This window comes from Magnetococcus marinus MC-1 (assembly GCF_000014865.1).
Taxonomy (GTDB): domain Bacteria; phylum Pseudomonadota; class Magnetococcia; order Magnetococcales; family Magnetococcaceae; genus Magnetococcus; species Magnetococcus marinus.
In genome coordinates, this window is sequence record NC_008576.1 from 2580370 (window position 1) to 2603356 (window position 22987).

15 protein-coding genes are annotated in these 22987 nt (G+C 51.7%); 8 read left to right on the forward strand and 7 right to left on the reverse strand.

Translation table 11 applies throughout. The features are described from left to right. Position 1: 1 nt before the first annotated feature. The 3 genes from MMC1_RS10795 to MMC1_RS10805 are packed head-to-tail and all read right to left on the reverse strand — an operon-like array spanning position 2 to position 3152. The gene (locus MMC1_RS10795; protein ID WP_011713737.1) at positions 2–1000 is read right to left on the reverse strand and encodes a DUF362 domain-containing protein; all 999 of its coding nucleotides are present in this window, start codon (positions 998–1000) and stop codon (positions 2–4) included. Then, positions 997–1959, reverse strand: a complete 963-nt coding sequence (locus MMC1_RS10800; RefSeq protein WP_041641165.1) for a DUF6599 family protein — start codon at positions 1957–1959, stop codon at positions 997–999. The genes MMC1_RS10795 and MMC1_RS10800 overlap by 4 nt, the downstream gene beginning before the upstream one ends. Before the next feature lie 2 nt (positions 1960–1961). Then, entirely contained in the window at positions 1962–3152 is a 1191-nt protein-coding gene (locus MMC1_RS10805; RefSeq protein WP_011713739.1) for an aldo/keto reductase, read from the reverse strand. 371 nt (positions 3153–3523) lie between these two features. Between MMC1_RS10805 and MMC1_RS10810 the strand changes: the two genes are divergently transcribed. The 5 genes from MMC1_RS10810 to rnhA all read left to right on the forward strand — a co-directional run bounded on the left by MMC1_RS10810 (position 3524) and on the right by rnhA (position 13068). After that, a complete protein-coding gene (locus MMC1_RS10810) occupies positions 3524–4462 on the forward strand; it encodes a hypothetical protein (protein WP_011713740.1) in 939 nt (312 codons plus the stop codon). A 12-nt stretch (positions 4463–4474) separates the two neighbouring features. Beyond that, positions 4475–8560, forward strand: a complete 4086-nt coding sequence (locus MMC1_RS10815; protein ID WP_011713741.1) for a response regulator — start codon at positions 4475–4477, stop codon at positions 8558–8560. Further along, on the forward strand, positions 8557–10254 hold the full coding sequence (locus MMC1_RS20085) for a CheR family methyltransferase (protein WP_011713742.1): 1698 nt from the start codon (positions 8557–8559) through the stop codon (positions 10252–10254). Before MMC1_RS10815 ends, MMC1_RS20085 begins: the two co-directional genes overlap by 4 nt. A gap of 13 nt (positions 10255–10267) precedes the next feature. After that, positions 10268–12292 carry a hybrid sensor histidine kinase/response regulator gene (locus tag MMC1_RS20090; RefSeq protein ID WP_011713743.1) on the forward strand — a complete coding sequence of 675 codons (2025 nt, stop codon included), beginning with the start codon at positions 10268–10270 and terminating at the stop codon, positions 12290–12292. Positions 12293–12606: 314 nt separating this feature from the next. Further along, positions 12607–13068 (forward strand): ribonuclease HI, encoded by a 462-nt coding sequence (rnhA, locus tag MMC1_RS10830; protein WP_041642486.1) that lies wholly within the window; start codon positions 12607–12609, stop codon positions 13066–13068. Between the two features lie 948 nt (positions 13069–14016). Here the strand turns inward: rnhA and MMC1_RS10835 are convergent. The 3 genes from MMC1_RS10835 to MMC1_RS10845 all read right to left on the reverse strand — a co-directional run bounded on the left by MMC1_RS10835 (position 14017) and on the right by MMC1_RS10845 (position 18189). Further along, entirely contained in the window at positions 14017–15024 is a 1008-nt protein-coding gene (locus MMC1_RS10835; RefSeq protein ID WP_011713745.1) for an NAD-dependent epimerase, read from the reverse strand. Between the two features lie 37 nt (positions 15025–15061). Next, positions 15062–15820, reverse strand: a complete 759-nt coding sequence (kdsB, locus tag MMC1_RS10840) for a 3-deoxy-manno-octulosonate cytidylyltransferase (protein ID WP_011713746.1) — start codon at positions 15818–15820, stop codon at positions 15062–15064. 206 nt (positions 15821–16026) lie between these two features. Further along, on the reverse strand, positions 16027–18189 hold the full coding sequence (locus MMC1_RS10845) for a methyl-accepting chemotaxis protein (RefSeq protein ID WP_011713747.1): 2163 nt from the start codon (positions 18187–18189) through the stop codon (positions 16027–16029). 652 nt (positions 18190–18841) lie between these two features. Here MMC1_RS10845 and MMC1_RS10850 point away from each other — a divergent pair. The 3 genes from MMC1_RS10850 (at position 18842) to pntB (ending at position 22417) form a co-directional block, all read left to right on the forward strand. After that, positions 18842–19042, forward strand: a complete 201-nt coding sequence (locus tag MMC1_RS10850; protein ID WP_041641166.1) for a hypothetical protein — start codon at positions 18842–18844, stop codon at positions 19040–19042. A 375-nt stretch (positions 19043–19417) separates the two neighbouring features. Then, positions 19418–20980 (forward strand): Re/Si-specific NAD(P)(+) transhydrogenase subunit alpha, encoded by a 1563-nt coding sequence (locus MMC1_RS10855; RefSeq protein WP_011713748.1) that lies wholly within the window; start codon positions 19418–19420, stop codon positions 20978–20980. Positions 20981–21013: 33 nt separating this feature from the next. Continuing rightward, positions 21014–22417 (forward strand): Re/Si-specific NAD(P)(+) transhydrogenase subunit beta, encoded by a 1404-nt coding sequence (gene pntB, locus MMC1_RS10860; protein ID WP_011713749.1) that lies wholly within the window; start codon positions 21014–21016, stop codon positions 22415–22417. Positions 22418–22528: 111 nt separating this feature from the next. On the opposite strand, the gene MMC1_RS10865 is transcribed toward pntB, so the two are convergent. Beyond that, a complete protein-coding gene (locus MMC1_RS10865; RefSeq protein ID WP_011713750.1) occupies positions 22529–22858 on the reverse strand; it encodes an HU family DNA-binding protein in 330 nt (109 codons plus the stop codon). Positions 22859–22987 lie beyond the last annotated feature (129 nt).

The following is a 22987-nucleotide window of genomic DNA, read 5'->3' on the forward strand; positions in this document are numbered from 1 at the left end:
GTTAACCCACCTGCCGCTCAACCCAGTTAAGCCCTTTCCAATCCACCTTGCCCAAACCCCGCTGCTGGGCCATGCCCAAGTAGGGTACCTGCTCGGGGGTAAGGTTGAGAAAGCTCAAGGCATAACTGTCCAACGCCACCTCGTCCGTTGCCGCCAGCAGCGTGTTTTGTTGTGACACATCTGCCAAATTGCCCCCCGTTGGACCATTGCGCATAAGTACCCGTGTGGCGTCCATGACCGTCAGGGTGGGTTTGACCGCTGCGGCCAGATCCACAATCGAGGTGTGGATGTTTTGGTGCAGCCGGTTACGCCGCCCGCCGATCACCCCATAGTGGTTTTTCATAGAGAGCGTACAGTGACTTAACGAGTGGTGCTTGACAATGGGCAGGTTAATCACCCGTTGCACCCGGTGCATCACCTCCAGCACCGGCCACACCCCCAGCACCTCCCCCCCCATGTCGGTTTGAATAAAGCCATCTCGACCCGGTATCAACACCTTGGCCCCAGCCTCCTGAGCGGCCTTTTCAATGCCAGAACGAAAAAAACAGCGCTGGGGATCATTCAAGGAAAGATCGCTCACATAGACCTGCGCCGCCCCTGCCTGCTGGCACAAACGCACCAGCGCACCGACCAACTCCGGCCTGGTATTGGCCGCTTGCTCGGGAAAACGGTCCCACCCCACATTGGGTTTGAGCAGCACCGACTCCCCTTTTTGTACAAAGCGCCCCATCCCCCCCAAACGCGCCACCGACTCCGACGCCATGGCCCACACATCCTGCCCACGCACCACCGACAAAACGGGATAGTGGGCCGATACGGCCACCCGATAGTCGGGCAGTGTCGCGACCTTTGCCTGTCGCACCGGCATAGGGGTATCGCTATAGAGCCAGCCCCCACCGGCAACCGCCCCCACCGCCAAACCACCGGTGATCAGCCCATCCCGTAAAAACAGGCGGCGGGTTTTGGCCTCCCCCGGCTTGCGTTTGCCCCGGCCACTCATGGCTGCTCCCCCCGCTGTAGACGTTGCCACACCGCGTGCAACGCATCCAGATGATGCGCGTCAGGCTCGCCCCACACCCCCCACAAATGGCCGTAAAAGGCGACATAAAACCAGCGCCCCTCATAGGGATCTTCCACCACGCTGTAGGGCATACCCTGATACTCAAGGGGGGTTTGCACAATCGCCTCGTCCATATAAAAGCGACTCATCTTGGCCAAGGTTTGCGCCAGTTGGGGCTGGGGTTGACGTATTAAAAAGGCCTTTAGGGGGGTATCTGCCACCATAAAGGTTTGCTCCACCACCCCCTGCAAAAACTCCAGCCCATGATAATCACTGCGGATATAGCGAATGCCCTGGGGTTGCCCCAGCGCCGGAAAGGGAAACAGCAGCGCCGCGCCCTGCCCCTGCAAGGCGTTGGCCATGGCTGTGGCGGCGGGTAGTAGCTCAAGGGTGGGGCTAAAACGGCTTAATTTGACAAAATAGGGACCACGGATAAACTGTAGCTGATCGCCACTGCTATACCCCATATCCCCCACCTGCACCCCTTGATCCTGTTCCCCCACCTCATCTTGCAAGATGCCAAAGGCTTGCAACGACGCCCCCATGCGGTAAATATCCACCACCAATTGCGGCTGATCGGCCCCCTCTGGAGCGTACTCAAGCACCTCCAGAGCCACAAACCCCGCCGAAATAAAGGCCTCCGCATGGCCATTAATGTATTCATAGAGATTTTCGGCGCTGTAGTGGCGGGGGCTGCCCAACTGGCCCAGCGTCAACACGCGACTGGGCATAGAACGCTCTGGAAGTTGCGCACCGCGCTGCATGAAGGAGGCGTCACGCTCTGGCACATGGCGCTGGCCATGCCACCAGATACCCAGCGCCATAGTGGGCAACAGCCCTAAAAGAACGCCCCGCAGCCATTTGGCGGGCTGAGGAGCAGGGGCACGCCCAGGGGTCAAGATCAAGACTCCAGGGTCAACATACGGTGCGCCCCCACCAGGGCCGCTTGAATGGGCACCCCATAGCGACATTGCCCGGCACAGGCCGCTTGATCGCAGCCAACACAGGCTTGGGCATTGGTGGAGAGGCGGCTGTAGAGCTGCATCGCCAATTTTTCATCACCATAATCTTCAAAATACATGCGCTGACGCAAAATTTCCCCCACCGGCACCCCAACTTCACAGCTACGCTCACAATCGCTACAACCGGTGCGGCAGTAGTGGTTGCCATAGAGGGCAGCATAGCGATCCAAAACCTTTTGGTCCGCCATGGCAAAGGCTTGCCCAGAGGCCCCCAAAAAAAGATCCAACTCGCTGGTTTTGCGGAAGGAGATCACCAACCCCGCCACCTGCGGATGCTTGAGCACCCACTTAAAGGCCGCCTGTTCAAAGCTGCCCTCCTGCCGCTCCCCCAGGCTATCCTTGGCACCAGCGAGGGTTTTCATAGCGATCACCCCCACTCCCTTTTGTTGGGCGGCTTGTATCACCTGCTCCAAACGGGGAAACTTCATAAAATTGAAGGCGGGCATGATAATATCATAATACCCACCATTCACGGCTTCCAACAGCAGCGTCTCCATGTTGTAGGGACCATGGCTAGAGGTGGCTAAATAGCGCACTTTGCCCTGCTGTTTCAGCTCGGCATAGGCTGCCAACATCTCGCCATCGTGCAGGCGCTGGCTCTCTTGTTCCAGGCTTTTATCGCTACCTAGGGCATGGGTAAACACCACATCCAGATAGTCGCAACCCATGCGCCTTAAACTGCCCTCCACAGCCGCGATATAGTCTGCCTTTTTGGAACCCAACGGTAGATGATAACCGGGTTGGCAAAATTTAGAGGCTATCACCAGCTTATCCCGTTGTTTATATTTACTCAGGGCTTCACCAATGGCCGCTTCGCTGGGGCCATAATCGGGGGCGGTGTCTATATAGTTGATGCCCCGTTGAATCGCCCGCAAGACCAGCGAGGCACTGCTCAAGCGCCCGGCACCAAAGCTAATGTCGCTCATGTTAATATCGGTCTTACCCAGCTTACGATATTGCTCAATACGGGGCTGTTTCGGCTCAGCCTGGGCCGATTCTGCCCATAACGTAGAGGCCACCGCAGCGCCCGCCGTGGTGAGAGTTCCCTTAATAAAGGTACGACGCTCCATAATGATGCTCCCTAACGTTGACAGGTGAAATTGCCCCGTACACAGCATACGACGATTGGGGCTTGATCCAAAATAAAATAGGCATTGGGCTGAATACCCCCTTTATTGAGTCTTGCTCCCCCATGCTCCTTGATTTGCGGACGGCCCCCATAAAATCGTGTTTGTCGCCAACTTTATCGAATGGCTTTAACCCCTTCTTTCATATTAACAACAAAAGCAGGCTAAAGCCCAAGCCTCATTCATAAAATGTCGATTTTCACGCCCCTTATCGCTCGATTTCAGCTACCATGTCGGTATGCTTTGGCCGCTTAATATGAGCGTGTTGCCAAGACTGAATTTTTCAAGCTCTCGCTACGTTAGGAGTTTGCTGCATGTCTCGCCTTCTTGTACGACTGCAAACTTGGAGTGCCGCAGCGTTGCTGCTGATTATGTTTCCTATGCCATCGGTCGGCTATACAAATCATAAAATTTCTCCTTCTGAAGTCTATACCCAGGCTGTGCAGATCGAAAAAGAGCTGGCCATACTCTCAAAGTATTTTATCATTCCTGGCAAACCGGAACTTTTTGAGCCGTTTATTGCCAATCTGCAACCGCGCCATGTCTGGCAAAAATCCTATTTTATCCTGGTAAAACTCAATCTCTTACGCTCCAAACACGGGCTGCCCACCATTCCTCCCAGCGCCATACAGCCAGTACAACAACTGGATCCGGTACTGGTTTATGAACAGACTCAACGCATTCTCACAGAAATTGCGATCATTAAAAAGCGTCTGGGTGTCGATGAAAAGGTCTCACCAGCCAAAGCGGAGGTCGGCAAACAGCCCACTGATGTTTTTAATAAACTCCATCAAATTTCACTGGCTATTGATAAACTTAATCACGCACCCATCAGCCCCTCATCGGTTTTTGCCGAGGCCATGCGTGTTTACGAAGATGTCAATACACTGATCAGCCATCTGCAACTGGACAATACCACCTTTCCACCGGCTAAGCTTGAGAACATAACGCCTATGGATTCCATGGATGCTACCTTTGGGTTAATAAAGGAAATACAGCGTTTACAACGAGATATGGTTATCCCCCGCACCGACTTTACCTCTTTTAAAAATCAACGCACCATCGAGCCAGCAGATGTGTTTAATATGGTGGGTATGTGTCTAGCTGAACTGCAAACCATTAAAGCCGCTCTGGATCTGAGCACCGAGGTAACACCACAGGCAAAGTTCTATACCAATAAAAAGCCTGCGGATGTGCACCAGCTCATCCGTTGGATTACCCGTAAGTTACAACAAATTCAGACTGTACGTTAAAAAGGGCCCGCCATGAGGTCGTTATCTTTTCACCTACCCACCCCATTTAGCCTGTTTTCTCGCCTTGGGGTGGGCGCGAAATTTACCCTGCTCTTCTACATGGTGGTTTTACTCTCCCTTGCGGCGGTGGGGTTTTACGGCTACAGCCATGCCAGCAAGGCCTATCGAGAAAAAGCCCAAACCGTGGTTGCTAACCAAGCCAGTGCGCTCTCTCAATCCATTGCCAATTATCTGAGTGGGGTACCCAAGGATCTCCACTTTGTCTCTAACTACTACGCCCTTAACCGCTATCTGTACTGGAACGATCTTGGTGTGGCTGACAAAACACTGCTCTGGAAAAACGCCACAATAGATACTTTTCGCGCCTTATTGGAGGCCCGCAACGACTATTTAGCCATCGATTTTCTAGATAATCAGGGGGTCGAACAGATCCATGTCCACAGTACCGAAGCCACCAATGAGCAGGCTTTAGCCACCACCCCATTAATACCCAACAGAGAGCAGTCCGACTATTTTACGGCCACGCATGCGCTACCCAAAGATGGGCTTTATGTCTCTGCTTTGACTCTAAATAAAGTTAACGACAAAATTGAAAAACCGGTGGTGCCCGTCATCCGCTTTGCCCAGCCGGTCTACGGCAAAAACGGTGTCAAATATGGCGTAATGGTCATCCACGTCTTGGCAAACGCCTTTTTGGATTTTATCCACCATGCCAATATGGATGCCTATCGTCGCTACTATCTGGTTTCTCCAGAGGGATATTATCTCTACCACCCAGAAGCGGGAAAAAGCTGGGGCCATTTATTAAATCACTCGGCAGGTTGCGCCTCTGAACACCCCCAACTCTTGGCCAAAATCAAAGACCTGGAAAGAGGCTCCATAGACTGGTTTGAACACTTGGTCAGTTTCCAGAGAATTTATCCCGACCCTCATGATCGCACCAAGTATTGGTTTTTATTGGGTTTTATCGATAGCAAAGAGGCGCTCGTCCAACGCAGTAACTTTGTTACCATTTTTTTCATCATTTTGGCCCTTACGCTATTGGCCGTTGTCGGTGCCATTCGTTACTCCATCGGCTCCATCATTACCCCCATGCTCGCCATGACAGAGCAGCTCGAACAACTCGGCCAGGGCAAAGTAACGGTCACACCGATTCATTACCCGCATGCTGATGAAATGGGGCGCATGATCGACTCGACTCAACGCTTGATGCAGAGCATGCAGGCCCTCACCGATCAAGCCAATGCCATTGCCTTGGGTAACTATGCCCAACGCGTAAAAATACTCTCCCAATATGATGTGTTGGGCAATGCCATCAATAACATGAGTTTCGCCCTACAGCTCAATGAACAACAGCAACGCCAGCGTGAATGGCATAACGAAAATTTGAATCGACTTACCCACGACCTTTCCGGTGATTTAACCCCCGAGACCTTGGCCCAACAAGCCATCACCTTGATTGGGGAGGCTATTCAGGCAGGTCGCGGTGGCCTTTATATCTATGACGATCAGACGCAACCCCATAAGCCACTGCTGTTGGTCGGCCGCTATATGTTTACCCAACACGATGAAGGGCAACAGCGGTTTTCCATGAATGAGGGCACGGTTGGACAAGCCGCAGCACAAAAAAAGCCCATTTTGTTGGAATGCCTCACGCCTCCTGCGGACCAATTAAGCAGTGGCGTTGCAAACTTTAGTGCCCGCAACAGTTATACCCTACCCCTGCTCTACGAGGACCGTCTACAAGGGGTGTTGGAAGTGGCGACCCTTAACCCACTTAACACACAGCATCGCCAATTTTTAGATGCCGCTTGCCAAATAATCGCGGCCACTCTGTTTACCAGTCTCCAGCGTGAGCGTATTGCCAACCTACTGGTACTTTCGAAGGCTGCGACTCAACGTGCCGAGGCCCAAAGCCACCAGCTCCAACTTGCCAACGCCCAACTTGAAGAGCAACAGCAGCAGCTACAACAGCAAACCGAAGAGCTCCAACAGAGCAATACGCAGATGGAGCATCAGCAACAACTATTGCAACAACAAGCCGAAGAGCTGCGTATCAATAACGAAGCGTTGCAACACTCTCAGCATGAGCTCAATCAGCGGGCTATACAGCTTGAGGAAGCCAGTCAATTTAAATCTGACTTTTTGGCCAACATGTCCCATGAACTGCGCACCCCTCTCAATGCCATTATTTTAATCTCAAATTTAATGTCACGTGATGAAACCGGCAGGTTGGATCAAGAGAGTATCGAGCGGACGCGGGTGATCTATAATGCGGGTAACGATCTATTGCGTTTGATCAACGACATCTTAGACCTCTCCAAAGTGGAAGCTGGCCGCATGGAGGTGCACTTAGAAACCGTGCATAGCCAAGAATTGGTCGAAGAGTTAGAGCCCTTGTTCCGGGATAGCGCCCAGGAGAAAAAGATTGAGTTGCGCTTTGATGATCAGCTTCAAGGCTGCTTTACCAGTGACCACCAAAAGGTGGTGCAAATTCTGCGCAATCTGCTCTCTAATGCCATCAAGTTCACCGCCCAGGGTTCGGTTATTTTAAGGTTGGCCAAAAGCGATCATCCACAATACCCCATTCGCCTAAGTGTGACGGATACCGGCATTGGCATTTCTAAAGATAAAATGCCCTATATCTTTGAGGCATTCCGTCAAATGGATGGTTCCATCTCGCGTCAGTATGGGGGTACGGGGTTGGGGCTCGCCATTACCCATCGCTTTGCCACCCTCTTAAAGGGAGAGGTCGAGTTGCATAGTGAAGAGGGCAAAGGCAGCCAATTTACCCTACTGCTGCCCTTAGCCCACCCTCATGAGAACACCGAGCACGGGCAAACGGAGCCTAACGCACCGCTCTCTGAGACCAACGGACCAACCGCCGAGCCCACCTTGATGCCGCCGCTTCCCTCCAGATTTTTGCTCAAGGGGCGGCCTAAGATCCTAGTGATTGATGACGATCTGCTGTTTGTGGAAAACATCTCTTACATCAATCAGGCGCAAGGCTTGGATACCCTCTCAGCACATGATGGTCGCGAGGGATTAAGAGTCGCCAAGAGCCATCATCCGGTGGGCATTATCCTTGATCTTGGTCTACCCGATATGCGGGGAGAGGAGGTGCTGGAGCAACTCAAGCGCTCACCGGAGCTACGTCATATTCCGGTTTATATCATTTCGGCCAAGGATAAACAGCGTGCCTTGGTGGACCAAGGAGCCATCGGCTTTTTACAAAAACCGGTCAATGATGCCCAAATTGCCACAGCTCAACGGACATTGTTGCAACACGTGTCCGCCAACTACCACACCCTGCTCATTTTAGAAGGTCCTGCCCTGCAACAAGACCTCATTGCCGAAAAAGCGATGAACGCTGGCATGCAACAACTTGTTGTACAAAAACCTGAAGAGGTTTTAGCAAAAACCGCAGGGCATCCCTTCGACCTGTTTTTGACCGACTACGATATTGAGGGTATGACCTGTGTGGAACTCTGCCAGCAGGTGCGCCAGCATCAGCCAGAGCTGCCGATTATTATCTACAGCAGCCGTAGTTTGAACGAGCAGCAGTTGAGTGAGCTGCATGACGTAACCGAACACATCATTCAACAGGCCCCTAAGGCCAGTGACCGTGTGCTACGTAGCATTGAGCGGTTTCTTACCTCAACGACCCAAAAGCGTTCTCGGGCGGGCATCACCAAGGTTAACCCTTTTGGCCAAAATCGGTTAGAAGGACACACCATTTTGGCGGTGGATGATGACCCTCGCAATCTGTTTGTGCTGACAGCCTCGCTGGAGCAAAATGGCGCGGAGGTGCATAAAGCTCTCAATGGTCTCAAAGCATTGGAAATACTTAAACAGCACTCGGTCGATCTGATCTTGATGGATATTATGATGCCAGAAATGAATGGTTATGAGGCGATTCATGAGATTCGCGCCAACCCCAGCTACTGTGAAATACCGATTATCGCACTGACAGCTAAAGCGTTGAAAGAAGATAAACAGAAATGCTTAGATGCCGGAGCCAATGATTATCTTTCGAAACCCGTCGATTATGAAATCTTGATCAACATGGTGCAAACCTGGATAAAGAGGACCGTGTGAGCCTGTTCATTGACCAGCGACCAGAGGGTAAACGGCAGATATCGCTGCTTGGGCCGCTGGATAAAACCCTTGAAAAAGCCTTATTAAAGGCCATCGCCCAGCCCCATGCTGGGCCAACCGAGATCATCTTTTATGATGCCGCGGTGCTTACCGCAACAACCTTGACGGCGCTCCATGCCCAACTTAACCAACCCACGAATCACACCACCCTTATAATCTACCACTCGAGCCTCGCCCAAGATTTGCACCGTTTGGGCCTACCCTTTCGTTTTAAAGGGAGCCACTATTCCCAACCCAATCCCCCCATACAGCCCTCCACCATACAGGCTCTGGCGCTAGGCGGTTCAATTCAGAGCTTGCAGAAAATTCTCGCCATCGTTGCACGGCTACCAAAAAGTGATTTGGTGCTTTTCATTGTTTCGCATGTGTCTGAGCACGAGATCGCCCTGCTGGACCCTTTACTGCAAAGCACCACCGCCTATCGGCTGCTTATTCCCCGCCATCTTGCGACGGTTCAACCGGGTACCATCTACCTTGCCCCACCCGGTCGCAACATGCGGATTACCGATGGTTTGGTCTATCTTACCTGCGATGGAGAAAAAGGGCGTGCCCGCCCTTCTATTGGAGAGCTCTTTGAGTCTTTGGCCTATGAGTATGGCCCGACCCTCATGGCTGCGCTCCTGGGGGGAGAAGGAGAAGATGGGCTAGAGGCCATGGGGTTGATCAAAGAGCGGCATGGGTTGGCCCTAGCCGAGCAGCAAAGCAGTGACTGTAAAGGGGTCACATCAGATGAACAGGTAATGATGGATGCGCCTTTTTCCATGCGGCTCTCTTGGCAAGAGATCGCCAGTTTTTTTGCCGCCGCCGCTCAGCCGCAACTGCCGCCCAGCCAATGGGTTGTTGATTGTTTTTTGCAGGGTGTTGAGAGCCGCTATGGTTATGCGTTTCAAGACTATGCCACAGGGACACAGCAGCGGCGCATTGAGAAAATGGTCAGCGAATCGGGCTCGGCCTGTTTTTTCCGTTTTCAAAAAAAAGTGCTCACCCAGCCGGACTGTTTTGACCGCTTGTTGCAAGCCTTCTCTATTGGTGTGACCCAATTTTTTCGCCATCCGGAACAGCTTGCCCATTTGGTGGAAAACTATTTTCCCTATTTACAAAGCTTTCCACACATACGTATCTGGTTGGCCGGTTGTGCCACCGGTGAGACCTGTTATAGCCTTGCCATTTTACTACATGAGGCGGGTTTGCTCACACGCAGCCAAATCTATGCCACCGATATTAACCCCATTTTTTTACAGCAGGCCCGTAATGGACTCTTCCCTAGTCATGAACTGCCAACCGCTCGTGAAACCTACCAACGTAGTGGCGGTCAGCACAATTTTGATGACTACATTGTACCCCACGGTCCCTTTTTTTCAGTACAACCGATGTTGCAACAGAAAATTTTGTTCTGCCAACACACGCTGGTCAACGATGGTGTCTTTAATATTTTTCAGCTGATTATTTGCAGCAATGTTATCATTTATTTTAATGGCACACTCCAAAACCGAGTCATGGATCTGTTTGCCCGCTCCCTACACCAAGATGGTATTCTTATGCTCGGCCCCACAGAAGGTTTGAGCGGTGGAAATGGAGAGAGACATTTTAAACCAGAAAGTGCTAATATGCGAATATATCGACTTAAACAGTAGGCTGGAGAACTTTGTGTCGGCGTTTAACTTTCATATTTTGGTTGTCGATGACACCACCGCCAATCGCTACACCATGAAAGCCATCCTGGGTGGGTTAGAGCACGTGGTCATACTCGAAGCAAACTCGGGCGAGCAAGCTTTGGCACTGACCATCGAACAACAGGTGGACCTCATCCTGCTGGATATTCAAATGCCCGGCATGGACGGCTTTGAAACCGCCCACCTGCTCAAAATGTCAGCCAGCACGCGCGATATCCCCATTATTTTTATTACCGCCATTTACCGTTCAGAGCATTTTTATAAACAAGGCTACCAAGTTGGGGCCGTGGATTACCTGACCAAACCGGTGGATGAAAATCTATTACTCAACCGGATTTTGTCTTATATGCGCCTGCTCCAGCGTGAAAAAAGCCTGCAACGCACCATGGCAGAGTTGCAGCGTAAGGAACATGCCCTGCAAACGGCCCATGATGAAATTGCCGAAACACTGCGTGAACGCACCGTTGCGCTCGACCGAGCCAGTGACGCGATCATCTCCGCTGACCAACAGGGCCATGTGATTTTTTGGAACCATGGTGCCGAACGCATCTTTGGTTACCCCAAACAGACCATTTTACATACGCCCCTGCTACGTCTTATACCCGACCAACTACACGAGACATTCCTTTCCCATTTTTCAGAGGTCATCGCTTCTGGTGAAATTAAAAATTCCGATAGTATTTATGAGTTTAGCGGCTTACGTGCCAATGGTGAAGTTTTCCCCATTGAGGTCTCTGTCTCCTATTGGCAAGGCGCTGAGCGGCATTTTTTCTCGGCTGTGGTACGGGATATCAGTCAGCGTAAACAATTGGAAACACAACTGCGTCACGCACAGCAAATTTCTGAATCGGCCAACCGTGCCAAGAGCACCTTTTTGGCCACCATGTCACACGAAATTCGCACCCCTTTGAATACCATTTTGGGCATGGGTCAACTGCTCGAAGAGACCGACCTAACTGAAATGCAACACTGGTGCGTTAATATTCTTGGCAATTCGGGTCGGGCCTTGCTCACCCTGATCAATGATATTCTTGATCTTTCTAAAATTGAAGAGGGGCATCTTTCACTGGAACACACCCCTTTTGACCTTCATCAACTTTTACAGGAAGTCGAGGAGCTGTTTACCTTCTCGGCCTTAGCTAAGGGCATTACACTGCGCGGCCATTTTTCAGAAAGCCTGCCCCAGTGGGTTATGGGAGACCCTACCCGCCTACGCCAAGTGCTGCTCAATCTGCTGGGCAATGCCATTAAGTTCACCAAACAGGGCTTTGTTGAACTCTCCGCACAAACCATGGCAGAGGATGAAATCTGTTTTTCTGTTTTTGACAGCGGCCCTGGTATTGCCAAGGAACGCCAGCAAGAGATTTTTTTACCCTTTACCCAAGCGGACTCCAGCACCACCCGCAAATATGGCGGCAGTGGCCTCGGTTTAACCATCTCTCGGCGGCTGGTTAAGTTGATGCATGGACAGATCCAATTGGAAAGCAGGTTGGGGAAAGGGTCTCGTTTCTATTTTTCTTTAAATTTACCCCAAGCGCCCACAGAACGGATCCCGCCACCCTCACTCCCCGCCACAACCGTTGTGCACAGTTCCCCGCAACGGGCTTTAACCATTTTGGTGGCCGATGATTCCGACGATAACCGTATTCTCATTGAAGCCTTTTTAAAAAAATCCCCCTACAAATTGGTCATGGCCAGCAACGGATTGGAAGCACTGGAAGAATTTAAAAAACAACCCTTTGATCTGGTCTTGACAGACATTCAAATGCCCATTATGGATGGGTATGAAGCGATCCGTCAGATCCGGCAATGGGAAAGCAGCCAAAAGATGACCACCCGCACACCCATTATCGCCTTAACCGCCCATGTGATGAAGGAAGAAGCCGAACAGATCGAACAGGCGGGGGGAGATCTCCACCTGAGCAAACCCATTCAGAAAAAACGCTTGTTGGAAGTCATTCAAACCCTTACCCATGACAACCGACTTAGCGTACGCTAAAGCATATCCCATCTGGCACGCCATCTAGCAGGCTAGGCCAGCTGCTCTGAGATTGATTCATGACCCGTAAAGAAGGAGGCAAACCTGTGCCCCAACAAACCCCGACGCTGAGTCAACGTATTGAAGCGCTACAAGCCCGTATGGAGCGTGCCACAGCCGAATTGTTGACCGTCGGCAAAGAGGTCCAGCAACTGTTACTCGAAGCTAAGGCTAGCTGCCCTCCGTCAGAACCCGCACAGGCCGAGGCATCTTTGCTCAACCCACCCGCCCTCCCCCCCACACTCAATGCCCCACTGCCTTGCCTCGCCCCCGATATGGAGATTATTCTTTATACAGATGGGGCATGCAGTGGCAACCCCGGACCGGGTGGATGGGGGGTGCATGGTCGTTATGGAGAACAGATGGCGGATCAGATGGGGTGGGCACCCCAGACAACCAATAACCGCATGGAGATGTTAGCCGCCATTCATGCCCTAGAGCCTCTACCTGAGGGTAGCCGTGTCAAAATTATTACCGATTCTGCTTATGTGAAAGATGGTATTACCAAATGGATCCATGGCTGGAAAGTGCGGGGTTGGAAAAAAAGTGATGGCAATACCGTGCTCAATGTCGACCTATGGAAACGCCTGGATGCCGCACGCCAAAACCGGGATGTTACCTGGCAGTGGATTAAAGGACACGCAGGTCACGCCGGTAATGAGCAGGCGGATCGTTTGGCCCGTAACGCCATTACTCAGGGTCAAGCCGGGGCCTTAGAGCCCGATAGTGCGGGTTAAGGGCGGTATATACCGCGCCTTGCCCATCAACAGGTGCATCCCCTGAAAGCCCCTACTCGGTAGGAAAAACCCAGCACAAATCAAGCTGCTCCCCCTTGCACATTACCGATGCAGGTGCGTCTCCTCCGCCGCAGATTACCCCTTAATGATGCGCAAAAGCTCTACCCTAAACGATGAAATCCTTACACATGAGAGCGATCCACACCACGCCCCCTACCAAGAAGCCACAAGGATGGCTCGTCTTGAATAGATTTTGTGTGATGTAATTGTCTCTTTTTGACGCTTTTTTTACCCATTTTCGGGTAAAATACCGCATAATGGGGTATCCGATAGGTGGGTTAACAACAGTAGCCTTGCAGACAAAGCGCATTCAAATGAATCAAAATCTTACAAATCGCAACACACAGCTGTTTGATCATGGAGACCACTATGTGCTGGAGCTGCGCCCCCCTTTTGGTCCCCAAGCACATAACGATTTTGAGCAAATTTCTCTGCACATATAAAAAAGTGCCCAACTACGCATTGATATGAGACATATCCAAGCGATCAACAGCGTTGAATTAGGACTATTTTTGATCCTAAAAAACAATCTTCCCCATTGTTCGATCCAGATTTTTGGCCTTGAGGAGGAGATGATCAGGCTCTTTCACTTAGCAGGCTTTGACAAACTGTTTGAACTAACGCACTGAGCTTAAACGCGGACGAGCTATCCGCATCCACACGGCTACCCACCTCAATGATAGGGTTCATTGAATCAGCCGAAGGGTAAGGTTACGCCTGTCAAAAAATAGCGTAACGCACGGCCAATCCATAAAGGGCCTGTTTCAACCTTAACATCCCACTTTAACGGGGTTTCTCAAAGGAACCCCCATCTACAACAGCCCCCCCCTCTGCTTCGATCTAACCCAAAATAGATATAGACCCTCTTTGGCCTTGGCCGCTTAGGCTCTAAACTTGGTAGTAGTCGCGGTACCACGCGACAAACTTACCGATGCCCTCCTCCACCGTGGTTTGTGGACGGTAGCCTATATCTTCAACCAAATTACTGACATCCGCATAGGTGTCGGGAACATCCCCTTTTTGTAGGGGGAGAAAATTCTTCTTCGCTGCAATGCCCAAGGTAGACTCCAACACCTCAATATAGCGCATGAGTTCGACTGGTTCGTTATTGCCGATATTATAGATACGGTAAGGGGAGAGACTGGTTGCAGGATCTGGATTTTGTCCCGTCCAAGCTTCGTTGGGTTGCGCAATTTTGTCCAATACCCGCTCAACACCATTCACAATATCGTCAATGTAGGTAAAATCCCGCATGTGCCGCCCATGGTTAAACACATCAATGGGCTCGCCTGCCAGCATTTTACGGGTAAACATAAACAGTGCCATGTCAGGCCGTCCCCACGGCCCATAAACCGTGAAAAAACGCAAACCCGTCACCGGCAGTCGAAAGATATGGCTGTAGGCATGGGCCATCATCTCATTGGATTTTTTGGTTGCTGCGTAGAGACTGACCGGATGCTGGGTACCACTATGCTCAGAGAAGGGCATATTGGTATTGGCCCCATAAACAGAACTGGTCGAGGCGTAGACCAAGTGTTCCACATCATGGTTACGGCATCCTTCCAGAATATTTAGAAAACCCACCACATTGGCATTGATATAAGCATGGGGATTAACCAGCGAATAGCGTACCCCAGCCTGAGCGGCTAAATTGACCACCCGCTGAGGTTTATGGGTTGCAAAAACCTGGGCGACAGCCTGGCTATCCTCCAGATCCACACGTAGATCGGTGTATGCAGGGTGCTCTACATGTCGCGCCAGCCGCGCCTGTTTGAGCGTGACATCATAATAATCATTGAGGTTATCAATACCGATCACCTCATCCCCGCGATCAAGCAGCTTACGGCTCAGTGCCGAGCCAATAAAACCCGCTGCTCCGGTAATTAATACACGCATGATGCACCCTCGTCGGTTCTAGACAAATAACACAATCCTAGGCTAACCCATGGCGCTTTAAGAGCGCTTCTACGCGGGTCACATCTTCGGGGTGGTCCACCCCCACAGATCCTCCCGGCACCTTAACACAGGCAATACGTTTTCCCCGCTCAATAAAGCGCAAGGGCTCGATGCTCTCCGCACGCTCTACAGGCCCCCGCTCCAAGGCGACAAATTCCATTAAGGCATCCCGGGTAAAAGCGTAGAGCCCCACGTGGACTTTATGGTCAAAGCTCGCCTGAAAATCAAGTGGCACGGGCAGACGGCTGAATGTAATCACACAGCCATCCATGGACGGTACCAGATGCACCGTGGAAGGCGATGCTTTTTGCGCTTGGCTGGCTCCATCCATATAGGCCGTCGCCAGACCAATTCCTCGAGGTAGTGCATCCAACAAGCACTGGGCAACCGCATCAATGGTATCAGGATTAATGAGCGGTTCATCCCCTTGCACATTGAGGTAAATATCCGCTTCTTGCTGCTGTGCCACTTCGGCTAGACGATCCGTACCGGTGGGATGGTCATCCCGGGTCATCACCACCGGCATGCCCCGCGCATGGCAGGCCTGTTCAATCCGCGCATCATCGGTTGCGATCACAACAGCATCCACACATGCCGCGCGGCTGGCTTGTTCCCACACCCGCTGGATCATAATTTTACCTGCGATCTCAACCAGTGGTTTGCCAGGAAACCGGCTAGAGGCCCAGCGCGCGGGGATCACCGCAAGCACTCTGGGTGCCCGTTGGGGAGAAAACATAGCAGCTCCTCATGGTATTTTGCATAGACCAGCTAAGGCACTATACTCCGTTTCCCCTCAACAGACACCCTTTCACAGCGTCATTGCCCCCATGAAAAAAGCCAAAGCCTTCCCAAGCAGCATGCCTAACCCGTATACCCCTCTAAAACAAAACACCCGGCTAAAGCAGCCGGGTGTTTTGTTTTACAACTCGCAAGCACGGCGCGTTAAATTTTAAACCGCGCCAATGCCGTTACCATCTGGTCGGCCACACTGGCTACCGTCGATGAGTTGCTCTGCACGTCACCACTAATGCGGCTCAGGTTATCCGCTGCATGGTTGACATTTTTCATGGTATCGGCCACCTGTTTGGCTGACTGAGAGGCCTCTTCAATATTTTCCGCAATCTCACGGCCATTTTGAGTGGTTACCGACAGCGATTGTGTGATCTCACCAATACCCTGACTGGCCTCACCCACGTTGCGAGTAACTTCTGAGATGCCCATGGAGATCTCAGATACATTACGGCTAACTTCATTGATGCCATCGTTGGATTCACTCACCCGACGATGTACCTCCTCGGTTTCCAACGTAACCCCTTGCACATTGTGGGTGATCTCCACCACCGCATCGCTTTGGGTATCCACCGAGTGCAGAATTTCCTGATTGGATTCATCAATAAGCGCGATGGTACGTGAAACCTGATCGGCCCGGTTGGCCACCGCTTTTGAGTGGCTCTGAATTTCATCAATCTTTTCAGAGATCATATGGGTTGCTTCACCGGTTTGACGGGCCAGATCTTTAACTTCATTGGCCACCACCGCAAACCCTTTACCCGCCTCACCCGCACCGGCCGCTTCGATGGAGGCGTTAAGGGCCAGCATATTGGTTTGGTCGGCAATGCTGTTGATCACCTCGACCACCTTGCCAATCTCACGGGCAGACTGGGTTAGGTTTTCCATAACCGAGGCGTTGCTGCGGGCATTATCGGCCGCTTTACCCGATTCGCTGCTGGCATGTTCACATTGGTTGCGCACCACGCCGAAAGATTGGGTTAAATCCGCAATGGCAAGTGCCACACTCTGCACGTTGGTGCTCATACGCACCGAGGCATCGTTAACATGGCTCATGCTGGTCGCAGCCTGTTCCGTTGCTGCGGCAACCGTAGTCAAATTGACACTGGCCTCTTCCGAAGCGGCAGAGATGGTGCTCATATTAGCATCCATCTCTTCAGCAGCGGCAGAGACGGTGCTCATATTCATCATCATCTGGTTGGTTGACTCGGTAACAACCCCCATGCGCTGACTCATCTCCTGAGCCGACTGGGTGACATGGACCGCACGCCCCTTCAAATCGGTGGCACCGTTTGCCAGCTCTTGAGAAACTTTGGACATACTACCCGCAGAGTTTTTCAAGCTTTTGGCGTTTTCGTTCAGTTTGATAAACATCTCGCGCAGAGTGGCCACGGTATTTTGGGTTGCCTCAACAGCCAAACCAATGGCATCGCGGGTAGTGACTTTGGGCAATTGCACCGTAAGATCGCCTTCGGCAATACGATCCAATGCATGCTGAATGGCCTTTACCGGATTGACAGCATATCTACGCAACATGACGGTAGAGGCGATGCCAATCATAACCATCACCAGCAGACCCAAACCCAGCACTTCATATAGAATATGATCCACCGTTTTTTGCATTGGCTCAAGCCGGGCGATAATTTCAAAGGCGCCCCGCATATCCCCAACTTTCCACCCTTCCATTTTGATACCCAAAGGGTCATAACCATTGCCCTCGGGATAATCCTCCACCGTACCATGGCAAAGCATGCACTCTTTGCTCATAAACACGGGACGCATGTAGCGAAACTCTTTATTTTCGCGATCATAGCGGAAAATTTCATCGGCTTTGGTGCTACGCAGTTCATTGAGCATCTCAATCTCTAGGCCCTGAGCCTCATTTTCCGGGTTCCGTGCCCCAACACGGGTAACTCGAAAGCTCCAGCTGCGCTCTTTATCTTTTTCTTCAATCTCTTTTGCTTTGTAAGCGCCAATGGACCAACCCGCGACCACAGGGATGGTTTGATAGTAGCGCGTGGTGCGAGCGAGCTCGATAATTTCACTCTGGGTTTTGGCATTATTTTTTTTCAGCGCGTCCTGCGCCTCTTGGAGCAACTCGTGGTTAAAGGAGCCGCTTGCGCCAAGCTTGGAGATATAGGCTTGAGCTCCCAGCGCCTGTTCCGTTAACTCCCGCGACTTGGAAATGAGATTCGCTTCCGCATCGCCCTCAACGGTAATATCCACTGCAACAAACAGAATTGAAAAACCCACCACCATCACCACAGCGATGGATAGTAGAATTTTATTCCCAAAGCTCAACGCGTTCCAGTTCATCCATACAATCCTTGAAAACACGACACCTAGCCATCCTAGTGTCAAATTAAGGGAACAGCTCTTCCGAATTTATACCCAAGCCACTTTATTGTGTCCTACACGTAACCGAACGGAGCCAAGCTCCACCCCGGCAATAATAGAGAGACCACTAAACCCTGGTAAAAAGCCGGTTCCATTGAACATGGATGGTTTTTGGCAGCCCTTACCGGGCCATGATCGGCCCAATTCACGCTTATGTGTGAAAGAGAGCCGATGTCGCAACCATACCTTTTAACCCATTCAGCCGCATATTCTATAACATTCCCGTTTAAAATCCAATTTTTTACACCCAACCAACAAAAAAATCTGTGACCCTAGACCCCCATGGCAGACCAACCCCCAACACTGTAGCCGGCTTGGCTTAGCATACCCTGTTTTTCGCTCTTAGTTTAATACTTACGGATCGTTATATTCGCAGATGTGGTGCCTATGCCGGACTCCGTTTTGTGAGAGGAAGAGAGGCTCTGAACCTATCCAGACGGCAGCGTTAAATGGAACTCAACCCTTTGCCTGTTACCCGAAGCATGATAAAAAAGCAGGGTGACGGATGTGAACCAACCAAAGCGTGCGCACCCGCAAACGAGGTGCCCATTTTGTTTATCAGGAGAGATCCATGAGCTGCGGTATCGATAAGATTATTGAAGAGTCCAAAGCCACACTAAACGAAACCATCGAGCGGCTAATCGAGGACTTAGCTACCGATTTTAACCTTCAAATGGATGTGGATGAGGTTAAAAATCAAGAGGCCACCGCCATTTTACGTGGTGAACTGCAAAAATATGCGGTGTGGCTTGTCCATGATCGGCACAAATAACCCTTGCGGATACGCCTAACCGGACACCGTACCGGCCACGGGTGATTGATGCAAACGTTCCACGCACACTCTTTAAACCCTTTGTTTTTACATGGGGTTGATTGGTTAAATTGGTACCCGTACGGGAGAACCCTTTTCCATTATCCCTCAACACAGACCAAGGCAAACCGCGTTACAAACCTTTTATGCCAACGCGAATCGAGGTTTGTTGAGATAGCCATATGTTGTATCATTGGGCCAATCTCGTTACATAATTTTCAGAAATAGGCTTGTCATTTTCTGAAAATACCAGTAGGTTCCCAATTTCAGCATATACTGATAATGGATCGTGTCATCCCATGCCCTCTGCACTCGTTTTAGGAGGAAGTCAGACCCATGAAGATTGGTATCCCCAAGGAAATCCATCCTGGTGAGCGCCGGGTCGCCGCATCGCCGGACTCAATTGAACGGCTGCGCAAACTCGGTTATGACGTACAGGTAGAAACCGGCGCAGGCACTGAGGCGACCTTTTTGGACGACGCCTACCGCGAAGCCGGTGCCGAGATTGTTGCCGACGCCAAAACCCTGTGGGCCAGCTCAGACCTTATCCTTAAGGTACGAGCCCCAGAGGCCCACACAGCCCTTGGTACGCATGAAGTGGATATGATGCGCCAAGGCAGCCACCTCATGAGCTTTATCTGGCCTGGCCAGAATGAAGATCTTATGCAGCGCTTTCAAGCGCGCAAAGTCACTGTACATGCAATGGATGCGGTACCCCGTATCTCCCGTGCGCAAAAGCTGGACGCACTAAGCTCCATGGCCAACATTGCCGGCTACCGCGCCGTCATTGAAGCAGCCAATAATTTTGGTCGGTTTTTTACCGGGCAGATTACCGCGGCCGGTAAAGTCCCCCCCGCCAAGGTCATGGTTATTGGGGCCGGTGTTGCGGGTTTGGCCGCCATTGGCGCTGCGGTTAGCTTGGGTGCGATTGTGCGCGCCTTTGATACCCGCCCTGAGGTTAAAGATCAGGTCAAATCCATGGGCGCTGAGTTCCTGGAGTTGGATTTTGAAGAGGACGGCACCGGTGAAGGCGGCTACGCCAAGGTGATGAGTGAAGAATTCATCAAAGCCGAGATGGCGCTGTTTGCCCAACAAGCCATGGAAGTGGACATTATCATCACAACCGCGTTGATCCCCGGTCGCCCGGCGCCCAAGTTGATCACCGAGGGCATGGTTGAGTCCATGCGTGAGGGTAGTGTCATTGTGGATTTGGCGGCAGAAACCGGCGGCAACTGTGTTCTCACCGTGCCCCATGAAAAAGTGGTTAAGCATGGTGTGACCATCATTGGGTATGCCGATCTGCCTAGCCGCATGTCGACTCAATCCAGCCAGCTTTACGCCACCAACTTACGTCACCTTATTACCGACATGACCCCTGAAAAAGATGGTCAGTTGGTGGTGGATATGGATGATGATGTGGTTCGTGGCTGCACCATTGTCAAAGATGGCGAGATCACTTGGCCACCCCCCCCACCCAAGGTGGCCGCCCAAGCTGCACCTAAGCAGAGCAAAAACGTTGAGCCTGTGGTGGTGGATCATGCTGCGGTAGCCCGTGCCAGAAACCGTAGCCGTCTGACCACCTTTGGTGTGGCCGCTTTGGCATTGATTGGCGTTGGTTATGGTGCACCAGCCGATTTTCTACAGCACTTTATCGTGTTTGTACTCTCCTGCTTCGTCGGATACATGGTGATCTGGAATGTTTCGCCAGCTCTGCATACGCCGTTGATGTCGGTGACTAACGCCATTTCGGGTATTATCGTCATTGGGGCGGTTCTTCAGTTATCTGGGAGCTCACTGGCGGTGACCCTTTTGTCCAGCATTGCGGTGCTCATTGCAACCATCAACATTGCTGGTGGCTTTTTGGTCACCCAGCGTATGTTGAAAATGTTCCAGAAATAACGCGCAGAACGCGTTTAGACGAGGTTTGAACCCATGACTCAAGGTATTCTCACCGTCTCGTATATCGCAGCGGCTGTGCTGTTTATTCTCAGCCTCGGCGGATTGAGCAATCAGGAGACCGCCAAGCGCGGCAACATGTATGGCGTACTGGGCATCACCATCGCCATTTTGGCCACGGCTTTCTCCGATCACGTTACCAACTATCCCGTATTGGCCGGTACCATGGCCATCGGTGCTGCCATTGGCGCCTTCTTGGCTGCCAAGGTAGAGATGACAGAAATGCCCGAACTGGTCGCCGTACTCCACAGTTTTGTGGGCTTGGCGGCAGTATTGGTGGGTATTGCCAGCTACATGGGTGAGCACAACTTTGCCTCCCATGCGCACAAAGTTATCCATGAAATCGAGATCTTCTTAGGGGTCTTTATCGGTGGTCTCACCTTCACCGGTTCGGTGGTGGCTTTTGGTAAACTTAAAGGCACCATCAAGTCCAAACCTCTCATGCTACCTATGCGCCATATGATCAATTTTGGTTTGATCATTATCAGCGTGGTGCTGGGCAAGGTTTTCATGGAGTCCGGCTCCATGGCCATGGGTTTGATTCCCCTGATTGTCATGCTGCTGATCTCCTTTTTTATCGGTTGGCATCTGGTTATGGCCATCGGCGGCGCGGATATGCCGGTGGTGGTCTCTATGCTGAACAGCTACTCGGGCTGGGCCGCTGCGGCGACCGGCTTTATGCTGGCCAATGACCTGCTCATTGTGACCGGTGCGCTGGTGGGCTCTTCGGGTGCCATTCTGAGCTACATCATGTGTCGGGCCATGAACCGCTCGTTCATAAGCGTGATCCTGGGTGGTTTTGGCGAGACCGGTGGCAGCTCCAGCAGTGCCGCGGATGGGGCTCCGCAAGAGGTTATTGCGACCTCCCATGACGAAGTTGCTGAAATGCTCAACGACGCCTCTGAAGTGATCATTGTGCCTGGTTACGGCATGGCGGTGGCCCAGGCTCAGCATCCAGTCTACGAGATTACCAAAATTTTGCGTGAGCGAGGGATCAAGGTCCGTTTTGGTATCCATCCTGTTGCAGGACGCCTGCCCGGTCACATGAACGTGTTGCTGGCCGAAGCTAAGGTACCCTACGATATCGTGTTGGAGATGGATGAGCTCAACGAAGATTTCCCCAGCACCACCGTTTCGCTGGTCATTGGTGCCAACGATATTGTCAACCCTGGTGCCCAGGATGACACGGGCAGCCCCATCTATGGCATGCCTGTTCTTGAAGTGTGGAAAGCGCGTACCTGTGTGGTGCTCAAGCGCTCTATGGCAACCGGCTATTCCGGGGTGGAAAATCCGCTCTTTCACAAAGAGAACACCCGCATGCTGTTTGGTGACGCCAAAACCAGCATGGATAGCGTGTTAACGGCGTTGCGCAGCATGTAATGCGCATGGCCACACGCTAGGACCCTACAAAAAGCCCCGAACCATTTTGGTTCGGGGCTTTTTATTTTTAGGCGTCTCACGGTCAAGCGGCGCTTATCCAGGAATACGCCGTCAGCTTTCATCCCCAGGGGGGCGCGGCATGGGGGGCATGTTTTGCCAGTCGCGGCCCCCATTAAGACGTTTGCGCAGTTCACTGTCTGATTTAAAAAAGGGGACGTTTTTCCCTGGCAGTTTCATCATCTCCCCTGTTTGAGGATGCCGCCCCAGCCATGGAGGCACTTTCTTAACGGCGAATTGCCCAAACTCGGGCAGGATAACGGGTTCATGACGGCTAAGGCAATCCTCCACACCATCCAGTAAATCCTGCACAATTTCCGTAACCTGAGCAATACTCAGATTCCGTTTACGGGCAATCTGTTGGATCAGACCCTTGGCATCCATCCAGACATCCTTTCAACCGAGCGCAGGGGCGCATTGGGTTTAGGTGCATTTAACCTTAAAATCAGGCACAATCATGGCGCAAAGTGTCGTCGTTTGCACCGCAAAAATGGAGATACTCTTTTCTCCCGC